The 16,625-nt window shown below is 44.7% G+C and carries 16 protein-coding genes and 1 other RNA gene; 8 read left to right on the forward strand and 9 right to left on the reverse strand.

Annotated elements, in window-relative coordinates:
• Window positions 1-6: 6 nt before the first annotated feature.
• The 3 genes from ACXAGP_RS06620 to smpB form a co-directional block, all read right to left on the reverse strand.
• Window positions 7-519 carry a hypothetical protein gene (locus tag ACXAGP_RS06620; protein ID WP_475260341.1) on the reverse strand — a complete coding sequence of 171 codons (513 nt, stop codon included), beginning with the start codon at window positions 517-519 and terminating at the stop codon, window positions 7-9.
• A 705-nt stretch (window positions 520-1,224) separates the two neighbouring features.
• Window positions 1,225-1,581: a transfer-messenger RNA gene (gene ssrA, locus ACXAGP_RS06625) on the reverse strand.
• A 333-nt stretch (window positions 1,582-1,914) separates the two neighbouring features.
• The gene (gene smpB, locus ACXAGP_RS06630; protein ID WP_475260342.1) at window positions 1,915-2,394 is read right to left on the reverse strand and encodes an SsrA-binding protein SmpB; all 480 of its coding nucleotides are present in this window, start codon (window positions 2,392-2,394) and stop codon (window positions 1,915-1,917) included.
• 117 nt (window positions 2,395-2,511) lie between these two features.
• Between smpB and ACXAGP_RS06635 the strand changes: the two genes are divergently transcribed.
• Together ACXAGP_RS06635 and ACXAGP_RS06640 are read left to right on the forward strand one after the other, a co-directional pair.
• Window positions 2,512-2,946: a type II toxin-antitoxin system RatA family toxin gene (locus tag ACXAGP_RS06635; protein ID WP_475260343.1), complete on the forward strand. Its 435-nt coding sequence runs from the start codon at window positions 2,512-2,514 to the stop codon at window positions 2,944-2,946.
• On the forward strand, window positions 2,939-3,304 hold the full coding sequence (locus ACXAGP_RS06640) for an RnfH family protein (RefSeq protein WP_475260345.1): 366 nt from the start codon (window positions 2,939-2,941) through the stop codon (window positions 3,302-3,304). Before ACXAGP_RS06635 ends, ACXAGP_RS06640 begins: the two co-directional genes overlap by 8 nt.
• 42 nt (window positions 3,305-3,346) lie before the next feature.
• On the opposite strand, the gene ACXAGP_RS06645 is transcribed toward ACXAGP_RS06640, so the two are convergent.
• From ACXAGP_RS06645 to nadK, 3 genes are all read right to left on the reverse strand, one after another.
• Complete coding sequence (locus ACXAGP_RS06645; protein ID WP_338292059.1) at window positions 3,347-3,706, reverse strand: outer membrane protein assembly factor BamE; 360 nt, start codon at window positions 3,704-3,706, stop codon at window positions 3,347-3,349.
• A gap of 191 nt (window positions 3,707-3,897) precedes the next feature.
• The gene (gene recN / locus ACXAGP_RS06650) at window positions 3,898-5,568 is read right to left on the reverse strand and encodes a DNA repair protein RecN (RefSeq protein WP_475260346.1); all 1,671 of its coding nucleotides are present in this window, start codon (window positions 5,566-5,568) and stop codon (window positions 3,898-3,900) included.
• An 85-nt stretch (window positions 5,569-5,653) separates the two neighbouring features.
• Window positions 5,654-6,538: an NAD(+) kinase gene (gene nadK, locus ACXAGP_RS06655; protein WP_475260347.1), complete on the reverse strand. Its 885-nt coding sequence runs from the start codon at window positions 6,536-6,538 to the stop codon at window positions 5,654-5,656.
• Between the two features lie 194 nt (window positions 6,539-6,732).
• Between nadK and grpE the strand changes: the two genes are divergently transcribed.
• The 4 genes from grpE to ACXAGP_RS06675 all read left to right on the forward strand — a co-directional run bounded on the left by grpE (window position 6,733) and on the right by ACXAGP_RS06675 (window position 11,293).
• The gene (grpE, locus tag ACXAGP_RS06660) at window positions 6,733-7,362 is read left to right on the forward strand and encodes a nucleotide exchange factor GrpE (protein WP_475260348.1); all 630 of its coding nucleotides are present in this window, start codon (window positions 6,733-6,735) and stop codon (window positions 7,360-7,362) included.
• A gap of 96 nt (window positions 7,363-7,458) precedes the next feature.
• Window positions 7,459-9,381 (forward strand): molecular chaperone DnaK, encoded by a 1,923-nt coding sequence (dnaK, locus tag ACXAGP_RS06665; protein ID WP_475260349.1) that lies wholly within the window; start codon window positions 7,459-7,461, stop codon window positions 9,379-9,381.
• A 152-nt stretch (window positions 9,382-9,533) separates the two neighbouring features.
• Window positions 9,534-10,661 (forward strand): molecular chaperone DnaJ, encoded by a 1,128-nt coding sequence (gene dnaJ / locus ACXAGP_RS06670; protein WP_475260350.1) that lies wholly within the window; start codon window positions 9,534-9,536, stop codon window positions 10,659-10,661.
• A gap of 164 nt (window positions 10,662-10,825) precedes the next feature.
• Entirely contained in the window at window positions 10,826-11,293 is a 468-nt protein-coding gene (locus ACXAGP_RS06675; protein WP_475260352.1) for a c-type cytochrome, read from the forward strand.
• 81 nt (window positions 11,294-11,374) lie between these two features.
• On the opposite strand, the gene ACXAGP_RS06680 is transcribed toward ACXAGP_RS06675, so the two are convergent.
• Window positions 11,375-11,800, reverse strand: coding sequence for a DUF4177 domain-containing protein (locus tag ACXAGP_RS06680; protein ID WP_475260353.1), 426 nt, complete (start codon window positions 11,798-11,800; stop codon window positions 11,375-11,377).
• Window positions 11,801-11,950: 150 nt separating this feature from the next.
• Entirely contained in the window at window positions 11,951-12,634 is a 684-nt protein-coding gene (locus ACXAGP_RS06685) for a cytochrome b/b6 domain-containing protein (RefSeq protein ID WP_475260354.1), read from the reverse strand.
• A 163-nt stretch (window positions 12,635-12,797) separates the two neighbouring features.
• Here ACXAGP_RS06685 and dapB point away from each other — a divergent pair, with 163 nt between their 5' ends.
• The gene (gene dapB / locus ACXAGP_RS06690; RefSeq protein WP_475260942.1) at window positions 12,798-13,595 is read left to right on the forward strand and encodes a 4-hydroxy-tetrahydrodipicolinate reductase; all 798 of its coding nucleotides are present in this window, start codon (window positions 12,798-12,800) and stop codon (window positions 13,593-13,595) included.
• A 33-nt stretch (window positions 13,596-13,628) separates the two neighbouring features.
• On the forward strand, window positions 13,629-14,135 hold the full coding sequence (locus ACXAGP_RS06695) for a cytochrome b/b6 domain-containing protein (protein WP_475260355.1): 507 nt from the start codon (window positions 13,629-13,631) through the stop codon (window positions 14,133-14,135).
• Window positions 14,136-14,277: 142 nt separating this feature from the next.
• Here the strand turns inward: ACXAGP_RS06695 and ACXAGP_RS06700 are convergent, their stop codons facing one another.
• A complete protein-coding gene (locus ACXAGP_RS06700; RefSeq protein WP_475260356.1) occupies window positions 14,278-16,101 on the reverse strand; it encodes an ExeM/NucH family extracellular endonuclease in 1,824 nt (607 codons plus the stop codon).
• Window positions 16,102-16,625 lie beyond the last annotated feature (524 nt).

Here is a 16,625-nt window from a genome sequence, read left to right on the forward strand (position 1 = left end):
TATTAGTTAGCCTTCAAATCGATTAATGCATTTATTAGCTTCGAGAAAAACATTGTACAAAGCATACTCAATTGGTGATTGAGCGTAGTCATATGTCATGATTTGCCTAATTCTTTCATATGCCGTACTAGAAATTTCAATTCGCCTTACTTGATCTTTACAGTAACTATAATGCAGTTGGATAGCATTAGAGTGCTTTTCCTTGATTAGTTTGTATGAGCGTTCGACTTCCTTAAATTTTTCATCTAGTTTTGCGTACTCCCAATTTTGCCTTTTAAGTTCAAGTTCTTTGTTAGCTACTTCTGCCTCTACTCTCGCTAAAGAAATATCATATTTGGTTTTAGATTCTTTCATGGAAGAGTCATGTAAAGTATCAAGAAAAAATTTTGTACTTGGGATAGAAGCTGAACAAGCCAGAATAACACCAGTCCAAAAACTTAGAGAGAATACCAGTTGAATAATACTTTGAGTTTTTCTTAAAAATTCGTTTTGAGATTGTGAGGAGCTTTCTTTGTCCATTCCTTTTCGACTTTTCATATGCTGCGATTGTTAATGAGAAAGAAGTGGGCATATAGTTTTCAGAATCAGGAACTTCTCTCAAGAGCAGTCTTTCTTCGGTACTAACGTATGGTTCCCTCAAACTTTTTGCTTTAACCAATCGCTGTTCGATAATTATCCGGGAATCATTTTACTCCCAATGTTAGTTCAATATCTATAAGTTAAAGTTGTATATTGACAAGTGCAATAAAATTACCAAAGGGATAGGTTGTGTGAATTAATTTGCTAATAAAGGTTATTATCCTTCGCAATAAAAATAAATATTAAATTTCCTATTCACCTTGCTGGGGGCAAAATTGAGACAACGGGGGGGATTTGCAAAGTACTTCCCTGTACTTTGTCCTGCGGACCATCCTTCGGATGTCCAAATTTGTTCCAGACAAATTTGTGAACCCCCTGCGCGGGTCATTCCCGCTCCACCAATAAAAAAACCTCAAGCCATTACAGCTTGAGAGGAAATGCAGTTACTCAGGTTCGTTGAATAGAGATTAGCGCTAGATTGTTAGTCGTTGGGGATTTACGAAATACGTCCATGTATTTCGCCCTTCGGGCCGTCGCAAGCGACGTTCAAAATCGTTCCCTACGATTTTGTGAACCCCCTCCGGGGCTTAAAATCCCTCGATACCACAAACAAAAAAGCCACCCTTCGGGTGGCTATTTTTTGTTTGGTGGAGCAGGGGGGATTTGAACCCCCGTCCGCAATACCTACATCCTCGGTCCTACATGTTTAGTTTGTCTTTTATTTAACCAGTTGAACTCCGACAAACAGGATTTCTCGTGGCTGGTCTGATACGATTTCGCGGTTCACCCTCAGACGAGGTTCCCTCGCTAGTCTTTTAGTATGACCTCCCGAGCCTTCACGAAAAGACAACGGCTGAAGTGGGAGGGCCTATGCAGGTTATTAAGCTGCTAGTGCGTAGTTTTCGTCGTTTGCGACTATTTTTTTGCGGCTTTTTACGAGGCCAACCGCCCCTCGACATGCACCTTGGGTTTCGTGTATCCCGTCGAATCCTAATCTGCCCCAATCTTTTTAAGGGAGACTAAGGTTGTTTAAACCATCCCTGGTGAGCCGTTCCGGCCAGACGTCCACTTGTTTGGCGTTCGCCCCTAAAATTGCTCCAGGTATTCGCAATTTTCGAGCGGTGCTCACCCTAATCTGCCCCAATTCGTTCTCTATAACCCTGTATCGGCTTATAGTTAAAAAACTGGTGTAGAACACTTGCCTGTAATTAATACATAGCAACGCTGTTCGAGGTTTTCAACCCAGGTTCCATTGATTTAGTGGCTTTAACCACAGCCCTCAACGAAAGGGGCAGGGAGATTAACACAAATCCGGGGGACTGCAAATAGCCCACATCAGGCTTTGTGTTTCATCATCCGCTCTTTTTGACGGGCCCAATCTCTATCTTTAATAGAGTCGCGCTTGTCGTGAGACTGTTTACCCTTGGCCAGGTGAATTTCCACTTTAACCCAGCACTTTTTCCAATACATTGCTGATGCAACGATTGTATAGTTTTGGCGCTCAACACTACCAATTAATCGGTTAAGTTCACGGCGATGTAACAGGAGTTTTTTAGGACGCACAGGATCACAGATAACATGAGATGATGCCGATTCCAGCGGTGTGATTCGACAGTTTAATAACTCTGCCTGACCATCTTTAACATGCACATACACGTCGGTTAGATTGACCTTACCAGCGCGGATACTTTTTATTTCCCAGCCTTGCAGGGACAGGCCAGCCTCGAACTTTTCTTCAAGGAAAAAGTCGTGTTTGGCACGCTTGTTTAGCGCAATGGTGCCAGTAGTATTGGATTTGTTCTGCTTTTTTTTCATGGCCGCGTATTATACGCAGTCACAAAAAATTGTCTTCTAGTTTATAACGAGAAATGTAAACTATCGTGTTACAATTTTCCGGTTTCAAAACTAATAACAACAAGGATATGCGTCCCGATGCCAGCTGTTCACCGCAGTGCCCTGGTGCCTTTCAGTGCTGCGAAAATGTTTAACTTGGTAAATGATGTTAGCCAGTACCCCCAATTTTTACCCGGTTGTGAAGATGCTCGCATTATCGAGCAACACGAGTCATTGATGGTGGCGTCGCTCCTGGTGTCCAAAGCGGGAGTCAGGCAGTGGTTTACTACTCGCAATGAACTGGTAAATAACGCTGCAATTACCATGAATTTGCAGGAAGGCCCCTTTAAAACGCTTACGGGGGGATGGCGCTTTATTGAGTTGGAAGAAAACGCCTGCAAGATAGAATTAGATCTCGACTTTGAGTTCAGTAATTCGCTGGCGCAACTAGCATTTGGAAAGGTTTTCAGTAGCCTCGCCAATAATATGGTGAAAGCCTTCACCGATAGAGCAAAGGAGGTTTACCGTGACTGAGTCTGTAAGTGGCGAAAACAACGCGGCAGAAGCAACAGCAAAAGTCGAAGTGGTATTTGCATTACCAGAAAAACAAACTTTGCTGGATTTAATGGTAGTGGAGGGCTCCACGGTTGAGTCGGTAATTGAACAGTCGGGTATGCTGGAACGTTATCCTGAGATAGATTTGACTAAAAATGCTGTGGGTATCTGGAATCGCACTTGTAAATTGCAAGATGAAATCCGCGATGGTGATCGCATTGAGATCTATCGCCCGTTGATTGCTGATCCTAAAGAAGCCAGACGACGCAGAGCCGAAAAAGCCAAGGAAGAAGGTCGGGCAGATAAGGTTACCGGAGGAAGAGCAAGGCCGCGCTAGCTTGTTCAGGCACTGATAGGCCAGCGCAGCAGTGCTGAATAGTTAAATATCTAACGGCGTATTGAACTCTTCAGGTTGCTCGAAATCACCACTCATTTTAGTGAGTTTATCGCCGTCGAAATGTAAGATCAGATCTTTGCGGAAGTCTTCACCACGAGAACTCATTCCGCGTTTAAGCTTGTAAACATAGTAATAAATGTTTTCGTCGAAGCTGTCTCTCAGTACCGGTTCGCCAAGTACAAAATGCACCTGTTCTTTTGTCATACCGATACGAAGCTTATCAACATCATCCTGAATAACGTAATTTCCCTGGCCAACATCGATACGATAAATCCAGCTAGAGCATCCAGCGATACTAGTGGCTAAAACTAATGCGACGATGAGCTTCAATTTTGACTTCATGCTTACTTCTTATTCCTTAAATGGAAACTTATTCCTGATTGGAAACCGCTGTGAATCCTACTGATTAATGACAACGACATCAACTCAATTGTTCCGCAAGGGAAGCGATTAATTGTAAAAAACACCATGGATATCGGTAATATCCATGGTGTTTTGTTTAGTATTCAGGGGGTTAACGTGCTTTGCTGAGATCATTGCTGCAATAACGCTTTGGCATTGGCAATAGCGGATTCGGTCAGACTGTCGCCTGCCAGCAGTCGAGCCAGCTCTTCAATGCGCTTACCTTCGTCCAGCGGTGTCATGTGGGTTTCGGTGGTTTTACCATCCGAAAACTTGGTTACTAACATCTGATTTTGAGCTTTCGCCGCTACTTGTGGTAAGTGAGTAACACAAAATACCTGAGTTTCGTGTTCACCCAAGGTTTTTAATAAATCACCCACTACAGATGCTGTGCCACCGCTAATGCCGGTATCCACCTCATCAAATATGAGGGTTGGTACCGCATGGGTTTTATTGCCCAACACCTGCAGCGCCAGTCCAATGCGAGATAGTTCGCCACCCGAGGCGGCTTTTTCCAGTTTTTCCAGGTTCATGCCTTTATTACTGCACAATAAAAACTCGACCAGGTCATGGCCTTTGCTGTTGATTTTGTCGCGGTGGCAATCGTTTACCGCGATTTCAAATTCTGCGTCGGGCATATTCATCTTTTTAATTTCTAATGCTACGGCTTTTTGCAATCGTTTAGCCACTTTGCAGCGGGTACTGTGTAGCTTATCTGCCAATGTTTGATATTGCGCTTTAATGGCTTGCAGCTCTTCTTCCAGTGATTCACTTTTGTGATCCGAATCGAACAGCGACTGATATTCTTGCTTCAGCTCCTGATGATACTGAACCAGGTTTTCAGGTTGCACCAGGTGCTTTCTAGCGAGTTCTATAGCGCGAGAATAGCGCAATTCGGTTTGCTGCATTTTAAGTGGGTCGATTTCCAGACAATCCACATAGTTAGCCAGTTCAACACCCGCTTCATCAATATTAATTTGCGCTTCTTTAAGCATTAACTGCACTGGCTTAAGGCTATCATCGTGCTCTACAAGATCGGTAATGCGCTCAAGGCAACGAGATATAATTGCAGCGGCGTTGCCTTGTTCTGACTCGCACAATTCGTGGTAACTGATTTGCGAATCTTCCAGCAACGACTGGCTGTGGCTCATCTTGCGAAACTCACTCTCCAGTGAGTCGAACTCGTTGTCCAGTAAACCAAATTCATCCAATTCAGTCAGCTGATAAGACAGCAAGTTCTTTCTGTCTTCATTGCGCTGTTTCATTTGCTGTAGTTGATCCAGCTCTTTTTGGGCATCATTGTGGCGGGTTACCAAAGCTTTCAACTCGGTCAGTTGTTTTTGGATTAGCTCGTCGCTGTCCAGCAGGGCCCTTTGTGCATCAGGTTTGAGTAACGCCTGGTGGGCATGCTGGCCGTGAATCGCCACCAGTTTGGGGCCTAGTTCCTTTAACTGCTGCAGTGGCACAGGACTGCCATTGATGTAGGCTTTCGAGCGGCCTTCACTGGAGATAACACGGCGTAAAATGCAGGTATCTTCACCGTCTTCTAGATCATGCTCTGCTAACCATTGCTGACAACGGGGATTGTGCTTAACATTGAAACAGGCTGTAATTTCGGCTTTTTTTGCTCCTTTGCGCACACTGTTGCCTTCGGCGCGTTCACCCAGGCACAAGCCCAACGCATCGATGGCGATAGATTTACCCGCGCCGGTTTCGCCCGTGATGGCGGTCATACCTTGTTTGAGTTCAATATCCAGTGATTTGACGATAGCGAAATTTTTAACAGACAGTTGGATAAGCATAAATAAAACCATGTATAGATATACAGATAGCTGTAAATATATACATGTTTTTGCTGCTGTCTAGTATTCTTAGCAATTTTTTGTACTAATAAAGTTTACTGCCCCAGTTAAGCTTGGTGCGCAAGACATTAAAGTAGCTGTAACCTTTGGGGTGGATCAGATGCAGTGGGCTGGGGTTTTTGCGGATCAGGATATCATCACCGGGTACGACTGCCAGCATGACATGGCTATCGCAACTGACCTGCAGATTTTCGGTATTGTCATTAGAGACTTTTAACACGATCTCGCTATTGGCATCCACTACGATAGGTCTGCTACTGAGGGTATGAGGGAACATGGGCACTATCGCCAAGGCATCCAGGTTTGGGGTGAGGATAGGGCCCCCACCCGAGAGTGAGTAGGCTGTGGAGCCTGTGGGAGTGGCCACGATAACGCCGTCAGAGCGCTGACTGAATACGAACATATCATCGACGTATAATTCGAATTCCATCATGTGCGCGACTTTTGTATGGTGCAGCACTGCCTCATTAATTGCCGAATTACTACTTTTGACTTCACCATGCCGATGTACTTCCACTTCTAGTAAGAAGCGTTCTTCGCTATTAAACTTGCCGGCGAAAATAGCCTTCATTTGGCGCTCAATGTCATCGGGTGCGATATCCGTCAGAAAACCGAGATTACCTCGGTTAACACCCACTACCGCTACGTCAAAGCGGGATAACACTCGGGCTGCGCCTAACATATTGCCGTCACCGCCTACCACGATAGCCAGTTGCGCCTCTTTGCCAATAGACACCAAGTCGCGAATTTCTAACTTTTCTTGTTCCAGTTCTTCGTTGGCAACGCGTTCTTCTACGAGCACCTGACAGCCTTGTGCAATCAGAAAGTTGTATAGAATTCGCAAACTCTCGCTGGCACCTGAATGATTAGGTTTGCCGATAAGACCAACGGTTTCGAACATTGGGGGCATATAGCTGGCTCTGATTATTGACTCGATACGGCTCTGTTATACACCAAACGACTCAAAAACGACAAGAGAATTGCCCGGAGACAGGCAACATTAAAATTAAATTAAAAATATGACAAATTGTAACTTGAATCAGCAGGTTCCATCCCCATCTAGCTCCGTAATTCAATTTTCATACATTTTCGGATTGCAACATCATGAGTAACGACGTTCAAAATGACAAAGCAGTAAATCCTGAAGAGACGCAGCCAGAAGTGGTTGAAAATGAATCTCAGGAAATACCTCAAGGCGAAACGGTGGATGCCGTATTAGAAACCATTGAGCAACAGCGCATTGCTGAGCTGGAAGCTGAACTGGCCAAAGCGCAAGCCACGGTTGTTGAACAGCAAGATTCGGTGTTACGTGCCAGAGCAGAGGCCGATAACGCACGTCGTCGTGCTGAAGGCGAAGTAGACAAAGCGAAAAAGTTTGCACTTGAGCGTTTTGTTAGTGAGCTTTTGCCAGTCATTGACAATCTGGAGCGCGCACTAGTGGCATCAGATAATGCCAGCGATGAAATTAAGCCAATTCTGGAAGGGGTAGAGCTAACTCACAAATCGTTCGTAGCAACGGTTGAAAAGTTCGGCCTGGAAGTGGTTGATCCGCAAGGACAACCTTTTAATCCAGAATTGCACCAGGCCATGTCAATGCAGGAATCTGCTGACGTTGCGCCAAACACGGTTATTGCCGTAATGCAAAAAGGTTATCAGCTCAATGGCCGCTTAGTGCGTCCTGCCATGGTGGCTGTTTCCCGTGCTGCCGCTGAAGGTGTAAACACCGAAGCGTAAAAAAAATGCAAAAAACTGGGTATTGCTTTATTGAAAAACAACTTAGCAGCCCTATTAAAAAAACAGTTTTAAAGAATTTTAGTTGGAGACATTCTAATGGGTAAGATCATTGGTATTGACTTAGGTACAACAAACTCGTGTGTTGCAGTACTGGACGGCGACAAAGCCAAAGTCATCGAAAATGCAGAAGGGGATCGTACAACTCCCTCGATTATCGCTTATACACAAGATGGTGAAACCTTGGTAGGCCAGCCTGCTAAGCGTCAGGCGGTAACTAACCCGCAAAATACTCTATTTGCTATCAAGCGTTTGATTGGTCGTCGCTTTGAAGACAAAGAAGTACAGCGTGACATCGACATCATGCCTTACGAAATCGTAAAAGCAGACAACGGCGATGCCTGGGTTGCTGCTAAAGGCGAAAAAATGGCACCACCGCAGGTTTCTGCTGAAGTGCTGAAAAAGATGAAGAAAACTGCTGAAGATTACCTAGGTGAGCCAGTTACTGGTGCGGTAATTACGGTTCCTGCTTACTTCAACGACTCTCAGCGTCAGGCCACTAAAGATGCGGGCCGTATCGCGGGTTTAGAAGTTAAACGTATCATCAACGAGCCAACTGCTGCGGCGCTGGCTTACGGTATGGACAAGAAAAAGGGCGATAACATCGTTGCCGTTTACGACTTAGGTGGTGGTACGTTCGATATCTCTATCATCGAAATCGATGAAGTCGAAGGCGAGCACACCTTTGAAGTATTGGCTACTAACGGTGACACTCACTTGGGTGGTGAAGATTTCGATAACCGCGTAATTACTTACTTGGTAGAGGAATTTAATAAAGATCAAGGTATCGACTTGCGTAAAGATCCGCTAGCGATGCAGCGTCTGAAAGAGGCCGGTGAAAAAGCCAAGATTGAACTGTCTTCAGCACAGCAAACCGAAGTTAACTTGCCATACATTACAGCAGATGCTTCTGGTCCTAAGCACTTAGTGATCAAAGTAACTCGTGCCAAGCTAGAGTCTTTGGTTGAAGACATGGTTAAGAAATCACTTGACCCTGTTAAGCAAGCTCTTGCTGATGCAGACCTTTCAGTATCTGATATCCACGACATTATTTTGGTGGGTGGTCAAACACGTATGCCTTTGGTTCAGAAGTATGTTACTGAATTTTTTGGCAAAGAAGCGCGTAAAGACGTTAACCCTGATGAAGCGGTTGCTGTTGGTGCTGCGATTCAAGGTGGTGTATTAGCCGGTGACGTGAAAGACGTTTTGTTACTTGACGTAACACCATTGTCTTTAGGTATCGAAACTATGGGTGGTGTGATGACACCGCTTATCGAGAAAAACACCACTATCCCGACTAAGAAATCGCAAACCTTCTCAACGGCAGACGATAACCAGGCTGCAGTAACGGTTCACGTATTGCAGGGTGAGCGTAAGCAAGCTGCTGGTAACAAGTCGCTGGGTCAGTTTAACCTGGAAGGTATTCGTCCGGCACAGCGCGGTGTACCGCAAATCGAAGTAACTTTCGATATTGATGCTGACGGTATCTTACATGTGTCTGCGAAAGATAAAGACACAGGTAAAGAGCAGAAGATCACCATTCAGGCTTCTTCTGGTTTGAGTGACGACGAAGTGGAAAAAATGGTACGCGATGCGGAAGATAACGCGGCAGAAGATAAGAAGTTCGAAGAACTTGTATCAGCGCGTAACCAAGCTGACGCCATGATCCACGGTACTAAGAAGCAACTTGAAGAATCTGGTGATGCGCTGAGCGCGGAAGACAAATCTGCCATTGAAACCGCACTGACTGCACTGGAAACGGCTGCTAAGGGTGAAGACAAAGCAGAAATCGAAGCTAAAACGCAAGAGCTTATTCAAGCTTCTGCGAAATTGATGGAAGCAGCTCAAGCTGCCCAGGCGGCACAAGCTGCTGGTGCAGAAGGTGAGCAAGCGTCTGGTGGCAAGCCACAAGACGACGTTGTCGATGCTGAATTCGAAGAAGTTAAAGACGACAAAAAATAAGGCTTGAGTCGGCATTTCCCAGGAAATGCCACTGGCTGAAACACGGGCGCGTCTTGGACTGCGCCCTTGTTTGTGTAAACAGGGTATGAAATCAGGAGCTAAGCTCCGCTTATGTTTCTGAAATAAGGTTAACGACGGGAAATATTATCTCCATGTCAAAAAGAGATTATTACGAAGTACTCGGTGTCAGCAAAGGCGCCGAAGAACGCGAGATTAAAAAGGCTTATAAACGTCTGGCGATGAAATATCACCCAGACCGCACCTCGGGTGATAAAGAACTGGAAGAAAAGTTCAAAGAAATCCAGGAAGCCTATGAAATTCTAAACGATAAAGAAAAGCGCGCTGCTTATGATCAGTTTGGTCATGCAGGTGTTGATCCAAATCGTGGCGCAGGCGCTGGTGCTGCTGACTTCGGTGATATTTTTGGTGATGTGTTCGGTGATATCTTCGGTGGTGGTCGCGGTGGCGGTGGTCGTCGTCGTGCCAGACAAGGTGCAGACTTGCGCTACAACCTGGAAATGACCTTAGAAGAGGCGGTGCGCGGTAAATCTGTAGAGATTAAAGTGCCGACCTTGGTGGGTTGTGATGAGTGTGATGGCTCAGGTGCTAAAAAAGGCACTTCGCCTACTACCTGTCCTACCTGTCATGGTAACGGTCAGGTACAAATGCGTCAGGGCTTTTTTGCTGTTCAGCAAACCTGTCCAACCTGTTCTGGTAAAGGCAAAATCATCTCTGATCCTTGCCGCAAGTGTCATGGTCATGGGCGCGTAGAAGAAACCAAGACGCTATCGGTTAAGATCCCCGCAGGTGTTGATACCGGTGACCGTATACGTTTATCAGGTGAAGGTGAAGCTGGAGAAGCGGGCGCACCTCCTGGTGATTTATATGTACAGGTTAATGTCCGTGATCACGAGATATTCGTGCGGGACGAAAATAACCTGTACTGCGAAGTACCGCTGAGCTTTACCATGGCGGCATTGGGCGGAGAATTGGAAGTACCGACTTTGGATGGTCAGGTTAAGCTGAAGATCCCGGCAGAGACTCAAACAGGTAAGATGTTCCGCTTGCGTGGCAAAGGCGTTAAATCTGTTCGCAGTGGCGCTGTAGGCGATTTGATGTGTAAGGTACTGGTAGAAACACCGGTTAATCTTAACAGCCGTCAGATTGAGTTGTTAAAGGAGTTTGACTCCACGATGGATTCTGAGAAAGAAAGACATCGCCCGAAAGAGAAAGGCTTTTTTGACAGCGTGAAGCAGTTCTTTGACGATCTTAAAGGGTAATCTGCTTAAAGGTTGATTTGTTTCATTCCTCTAAAAAACCCGCTTTTTAGCGGGTTTTTGCTTTTAAGCACTTTATTTAATTACTGCTACAGTTTTTAATAGACGCATAATAACCAGATGTCCTCAATCGGGATAAAATCAGAACACTTAATACAGGCTCTACTATGAAAAAACTTTTGGTTCTTATGGTTTCTGCAGCACTACTGGCAACAACGGCAGTGGCGCAAGATGAAGCTGATTCGCAAAAAGAAGCCAGGGCGGCGCTTAAATTCAGACAATCTCTATTTCAATTGATTCGCAGTAACATGGGCGCGCTAGGTGCCATGGCTAAAGGCAATGCGCCTTTTGATACTGCGGTGATGGAAAAAAATGGTATGCGTATCGAACAGTTGAGCCTGATGATTGAAGATTATATGGCGACGGATACCCGCAAATATAAGCTTGATACCGAAGCGCTGGATAAAATCTGGGAACAGCCAGAGGCATTTTCTGAAAAAGTGGCGGCATTAACCTCTGCCGCGCAAAATCTTCAGGCAGTGGCTAAAGCTGGAGATGAATCAAAGTTCCGCGCGGCTATCGGTGGCGTTGGCAGAACATGCAAAGGTTGCCACGACGACTTTAAAGCGGATTAATACGACCCATAATTGGAAAAGGCTGATTATTTATAATCAGCCTTTTTTATTTGAATGTGATAATGGCTATTTTAATAAGCGTTAGTCGGTATACTCACGCTGTAAAATTGCCAATAAGTTTCCTGTTTTACCCGTCCATACTCCTTGGGTTAGTTCCGGAGTGAGGATTTGTACTAGTTTCCAACCGTTTTCCCCTTCCTTGTTTAAAATTTCCGAAAAGTCGGGGCGTTTTGCCTTTTTGATCCCGGCTAAAAAGCCTTCATTAGTTTCAATTTCCAGGGTTTTAGTTTCGTATTTTTTCATTTTTACTACTTCCTCATAGTCGAGATCATCGAAACTTACTTCAAGTGCAGAAGCCAGCGCCTTTTTAGATTGCAGCGATGCCGTTGCTTCTTTTTCTATTCGCTGTATCGTGCGCAAATTCAAACCTGATGCCAGCGCAAGTTCTTCTTGTGACCAGCACTTTTTTGTTCGTAGTGCTAAAACTAACTTTGCATTGATTTTCATTTCAATCTCGTGGTGTTAAGAGACCGCAGCATTGTTCACCATCTCTCTGGAATTTTTTACGAAACTAGTACGTATTTAACACGCATAAGTGACGACAGTTTTACGACAGCAATGTCAGTAACCCCAATCATTATAAGCGTTACTGTAAGTTTAAAAATAATCATCCACCGCTACTTCAGGGGCAAAATAAGCCACGCTCACTACTACTGCCGTTACCACACAAAGCACAACCAGCGCTAACCAAAGTCTGGAAGAGCTGATGCTTTGTTGTTGGCTGATGGGCTTTTTACCATCCAGCATGGAGCGGATTAGGTTCTGTTTTTTGAATAGCAGATAATAAAACGCGGCGGCAATATGTAAAGCGACGGCGACTTGTATCACAGTAAACAGATTTCCATGTGCCCAGTCAGCCAGCTCTTGATAATCGCCACTTATTGTACTGCGCCATGGACCATCAGTGAAAATCTCATCGCTGGTAAACAGGCCACTCAGGGCTTGCAGGAATATGACTATTATCAGCAATATGGCCATGTAGCCACCCAGTGGCGTGTGACCTGTGAATTGGGAGGCATCTTGCCTTAAAGACTTGAGTGCCTTAACAGGAGACACCAAAAACTCGCTAAACAAGGCATAGCGGGTACCACAAAATCCCCAAGCTACCCGGAACAAGATAAGTCCAAGTGTGAAATAGCCAATGTAAATATGCCACTCTAGCCAGGTATCGCCTTGCTCACCGGTATACCACTGGGCCGCAATGGTTAATACCAGTAACCAATGGAATAACCTTACAGGGAGATCCCACACTAATCCGGTATTTTTATTTTCGCTTTGCATACCATTCTCAATTTCAACGCAAGTGGTTTTAGTTTACCCGAATTCAGAGCAAGCTTAAGCGGTTTGATGCTATATCATTTTGTTATCCTGTGTATATGGTAAATCCAACATCAAAACGCTAGTATCACCCCACAATTTATTGACAGAGATAAAAACCTTGAGTTTGGTGAAAAGCGGTATTTTTGGAGCAAATGGTCGAATGGGCAGAGCCTTAATCGAGGCGCATTTGCAAGAGGATGACATACAATTACAGTACGCTCACGTCAGAGCCGGTTCCAAATGGCAAGGTTTTGATATTGGCGAACTCGCGGGAACACCGAAACAAGGTGTTGTAACCACATCCGATACGAATACCGTGCCTGTGGATGTGATGATTGATTTTACCTTGCCCGAAGCCCTGCAAGCCAACATTAGCTTGTGCGTGGAGCATAACGTCCCATTGGTTATCGGAACCACAGGATTAAATGCACAACAAAAGTCCTTGATTACTGAGGGCGCCAAATCCATCCCCATCGTTTTTGCTGCCAATATGAGTATTGGCGTGAACTTATTGTTTAATCTCGTGCGTCAAACGGCAAGGGTGATGGGGAATACCGCGGATATAGAAATTTGGGAAGCCCATCATCGCTTTAAAAAAGATGCACCTTCTGGCACAGCGGTTGCCATCGGAGAGGTGATAGCAGACGAGTTAGGTCGAGATTTGGATAAGTGTGCCGTGTATGGCAGAGAAGGGGATACTGGTGAGCGAGATCCAAACACCATTGGCTTTGCCACTATTCGCGCCGGTGACATTGTGGGTGAGCACACGGCGATGTTCGCCGAGCTGGGCGAACGCATTGAACTGACTCATAGGGCATCCAGCCGTTTAACGTTCGCTAAAGGTGCGGTCAGAGCTGCAAAGTGGTTAAGAGGCAAACCTGCGGGCCAATATGATATGCAAGATGTATTGGGGCTCAACTAATTTACAAGATTTAACTTCCACAGGAATTCAAGGATGACATCAAAAATTTATATTGTAGACAGAGTATTACATTGGATATCGGCGCTTGTGCTGCTGTTTATGTTGATGAATCTGTCCACTCAACTACACCATGTTGATTGGGATGTGAAAGGGCAACTATTGCATCGTCAGGATGCGGTAGAAACCCATGCAATTATGGGGATTATCCTGGTTGTTCTGACTATTGGCCGCATTGTTTATTCTTACTTCAGTGAGACTAAGCTTAACCGGGTACAACCAAAATCCATCTGGCATCAGCGTTTTATTCAAATAACTCATATTGCGCTCTATACCTGTATCCTGTCCCTTGTGGCAACGGGAATCGCGATGATAAACCACTATGAAATTCCGCTAACTGTGTATGGTATTGAGTTAGCCCCTGATAAAGAGGGCTTTTACAATACTTTCCCAGCGTTCCACAGTATTCATTTGCGATTGCGAGAAGCTATCTGGTGGCTAATTTCGATTCACTTTTTCGGCATCATGTACGCGAAAAGATAGGGTACGCGAAGAGATAGGGTATGCAAAAAGATAGGGGATGCCACAAGATAGAGGCTACATGGAGGTCGGACCCACAGAGAATATGGTCCGCTAGCGTTTAGGGTAACTTACGTTTGCAAGTTACCCTTCTCAATTCTATTTCTTATTCTTTCCCGCCCATTTGCAAGGCAATAACCACCGGGTCGTGATCAGAAGAACGGTACGGATCCGCGTTGTAATAGTCTTGCATTTGCGCTTCAGATTTATGCTCCATGTTATAGTCCAGAATAATAGGTTCATCGGTATTGATGTGCCACTCGGTAACATCTAATACTTTGTTTAACATTATTTTGTTGGCAAGGGCATGATCTAATTGGCCTGATTGACCGGCAAATACATAGCTATAAGCGTTTTCCTTTTCCAGGTGTTCAAACAGCTCTATGAAACCACCCTCGGATAACGCCGTTAAAGGATCCTCTTTCGCGTAGGCATTTAGGTCGCCAATGGAAATAATCGCTTTCTCTTTAAATTCAGTGTTTAACCAGTGAGCAATGGCCATAGCTGCGCGTGTGCGTGTCAGATTGCAATTGCCTTGTCCGTCTTGCAGGTTAGGATCGCCTAAGTCATTACAATTAGAGCCTTTTGATTTTAAATGGCTTACTGAAACCACAAAATGCTCGCCCGATTCCTGGTGTTGGAATTCTTGTGCCAAAGTTGGTCGATTTTTGTTATCTAAGTACAGTGGTTTGCCCTTGGCATCTTTTTTGGAGTTGTTACTATCCAGAATAGCTGCGGCGTTAACGGGGGTGACAACCGATTGGCGATAGATAATCGCCACCATAATGGAATCTGTGCCGATTTGTTTTACTGTCGGTTTAACAAATCGCCAATTTTGCGCCGAATCTGTTTTATTCAGCGCCGCTACGAGATTAGCGAGTGCGCCATGTTCCGTGAAGCCATTATTTTCTACTTCCATTAATCCGATAACATCGGCATCAAGTGCAGACAGAGCGGCTATGGTTTTGGTTTGCTGACGGGTAAACTCCTTTTTATTGTCTGCTCCACGTTTATCCATGGTGGTGAAATAGTTCAAAACGTTGAAACTGGCAACCTTTAGATTACCTTGGCTTGTTAATTCAGGCATTTCCGGGCGAGGGTTGGTTTTGAGCACCTTGGCTTGCGATACAGGATGTATACGGTAGTTATTGGAAGCGTAATGCATGACACCGGCTTCAAGGCTTAATTTGTCGCCAACACGCAAGGTGTTTTGCGCCGAGAGTCCTGTAGCAGGGTAGGGTATAAACTCAGGGTTTTGTTTATCCGAACCGTCATCTAATAAAATTTTATTCAAGTTATTGCTAGCCGCATGCGCGCGCGCGGCGTCACCGGGGGAGGCTACTTGGGTAGGAATAAAACGTCGGCCATTGGCCAGCGTAATAGTGCCAAATCGACCAAGATGATAAACGTCATTTACTGTCATCTCGTTAAAGGTAACAAGCATACCTTCCAGGTGTTCTGGCTCTTTAGTAAAGGGCAGCTGAAGTTGAACTGGCTCTGGTAACGAAACGGAATGCGCACACACGGTTATTTCCGAAGGTGTCTTTAATCTTGTGAGACCTTCATGCTCTTCAACGGTTGCACTGAATCTAATGAGGTTGCCCGGTGCAACCTTTGCTTCGGTGTCGGCGGTGTAAACGAATATGCCTTCAGAAGTTTCAGGGTCACCGTCTTCCCTGGCCGGGGACGATTGCAGATAAAACCCCTGTAGAGCTTCCTGGAAATCAGCTGTAACAACCGCTTCCACTTCCACGATTTTTCCGATAAAAGGAGAGGCTCCAGAGTTGCCTTGAATATGACTTATGGGGTGAGCTTTGCCAGAGCAAATTATATTTTTGGTTTGTATTCCTGAATCGAGCTCGGAGGAAATAACTTGCATTGAAAATGCAGTTAACAAGACGGCAGAAAGTCGTTGGAAATTGTTGCTCATTGAGTTTTGGCTTCGTTATTCAAAAAGTAGTCATTATTTTGCCTTGAATTCTATAAGGGATTAAGGACTTGTCAAAATTCATTATTACTGATTAATAAGTCAATAATTACAATGGGTTACGTGGTAAGTAGTAAGCTTATTTATAGAATGATTCTGGTTTGGAATACAAAGTTGGTAGTTCGGTTTAAGGAACCATTTTTTTGAAAACAGCGAAAACACTTTCGCGTAATGAATTGAGTGGTTAATCGCGGTGTTACTAAAGCAGGCAATCTCGGTTTTAGTTTGGATGCCGATATCGAGATTCTTAAAAGTAAATAAAATGTAGTTTTTGACCGTTTGGGCAGAAAAATGAATTTAACTGCCCGAAAAGGTAATTAATTAAATAAAAGATGGACCAAGCAGGTCGCTTAGTCTACAATGCGCGGAATTTGCCACAAATTTAGGTAGAACCTACTTTTGGACTCGAAAAAATATCAGTTTAGCCAGAAAAACGGGATGTAGATAAGTTAACGCATTTAACTTAG

The sequence above is a fragment of the Planctobacterium sp. AWM4_229 genome (assembly GCF_056160305.1).

Bases quoted from the DNA above. Each gene is read 5' to 3' on its own strand.
- nadK (WP_475260347.1), bottom strand. From the start codon at position 6,538: ATGCCCCCAATGTTCGAAACCGTTGGTCTTATCGGCAAACCTAATCAT.
- ACXAGP_RS06635 (WP_475260343.1), top strand. From the start codon at position 2,512: ATGCCAGCTGTTCACCGCAGTGCCCTGGTGCCTTTCAGTGCTGCGAAA.
- ACXAGP_RS06685 (WP_475260354.1), bottom strand. From the start codon at position 12,634: ATGCAAAGCGAAAATAAAAATACCGGATTAGTGTGGGATCTCCCTGTA.
- ACXAGP_RS06620 (WP_475260341.1), bottom strand. From the start codon at position 519: ATGGACAAAGAAAGCTCCTCACAATCTCAAAACGAATTTTTAAGAAAA.
- dnaK (WP_475260349.1), top strand. From the start codon at position 7,459: ATGGGTAAGATCATTGGTATTGACTTAGGTACAACAAACTCGTGTGTT.
- ACXAGP_RS06675 (WP_475260352.1), top strand. From the start codon at position 10,826: ATGAAAAAACTTTTGGTTCTTATGGTTTCTGCAGCACTACTGGCAACA.
- ACXAGP_RS06700 (WP_475260356.1), bottom strand. From the start codon at position 16,101: ATGAGCAACAATTTCCAACGACTTTCTGCCGTCTTGTTAACTGCATTT.
- recN (WP_475260346.1), bottom strand. From the start codon at position 5,568: ATGCTTATCCAACTGTCTGTTAAAAATTTCGCTATCGTCAAATCACTG.
- ACXAGP_RS06695 (WP_475260355.1), top strand. From the start codon at position 13,629: ATGACATCAAAAATTTATATTGTAGACAGAGTATTACATTGGATATCG.
- smpB (WP_475260342.1), bottom strand. From the start codon at position 2,394: ATGAAAAAAAAGCAGAACAAATCCAATACTACTGGCACCATTGCGCTA.
- ACXAGP_RS06645 (WP_338292059.1), bottom strand. From the start codon at position 3,706: ATGAAGTCAAAATTGAAGCTCATCGTCGCATTAGTTTTAGCCACTAGT.
- ACXAGP_RS06680 (WP_475260353.1), bottom strand. From the start codon at position 11,800: ATGAAAATCAATGCAAAGTTAGTTTTAGCACTACGAACAAAAAAGTGC.
- grpE (WP_475260348.1), top strand. From the start codon at position 6,733: ATGAGTAACGACGTTCAAAATGACAAAGCAGTAAATCCTGAAGAGACG.
- dnaJ (WP_475260350.1), top strand. From the start codon at position 9,534: ATGTCAAAAAGAGATTATTACGAAGTACTCGGTGTCAGCAAAGGCGCC.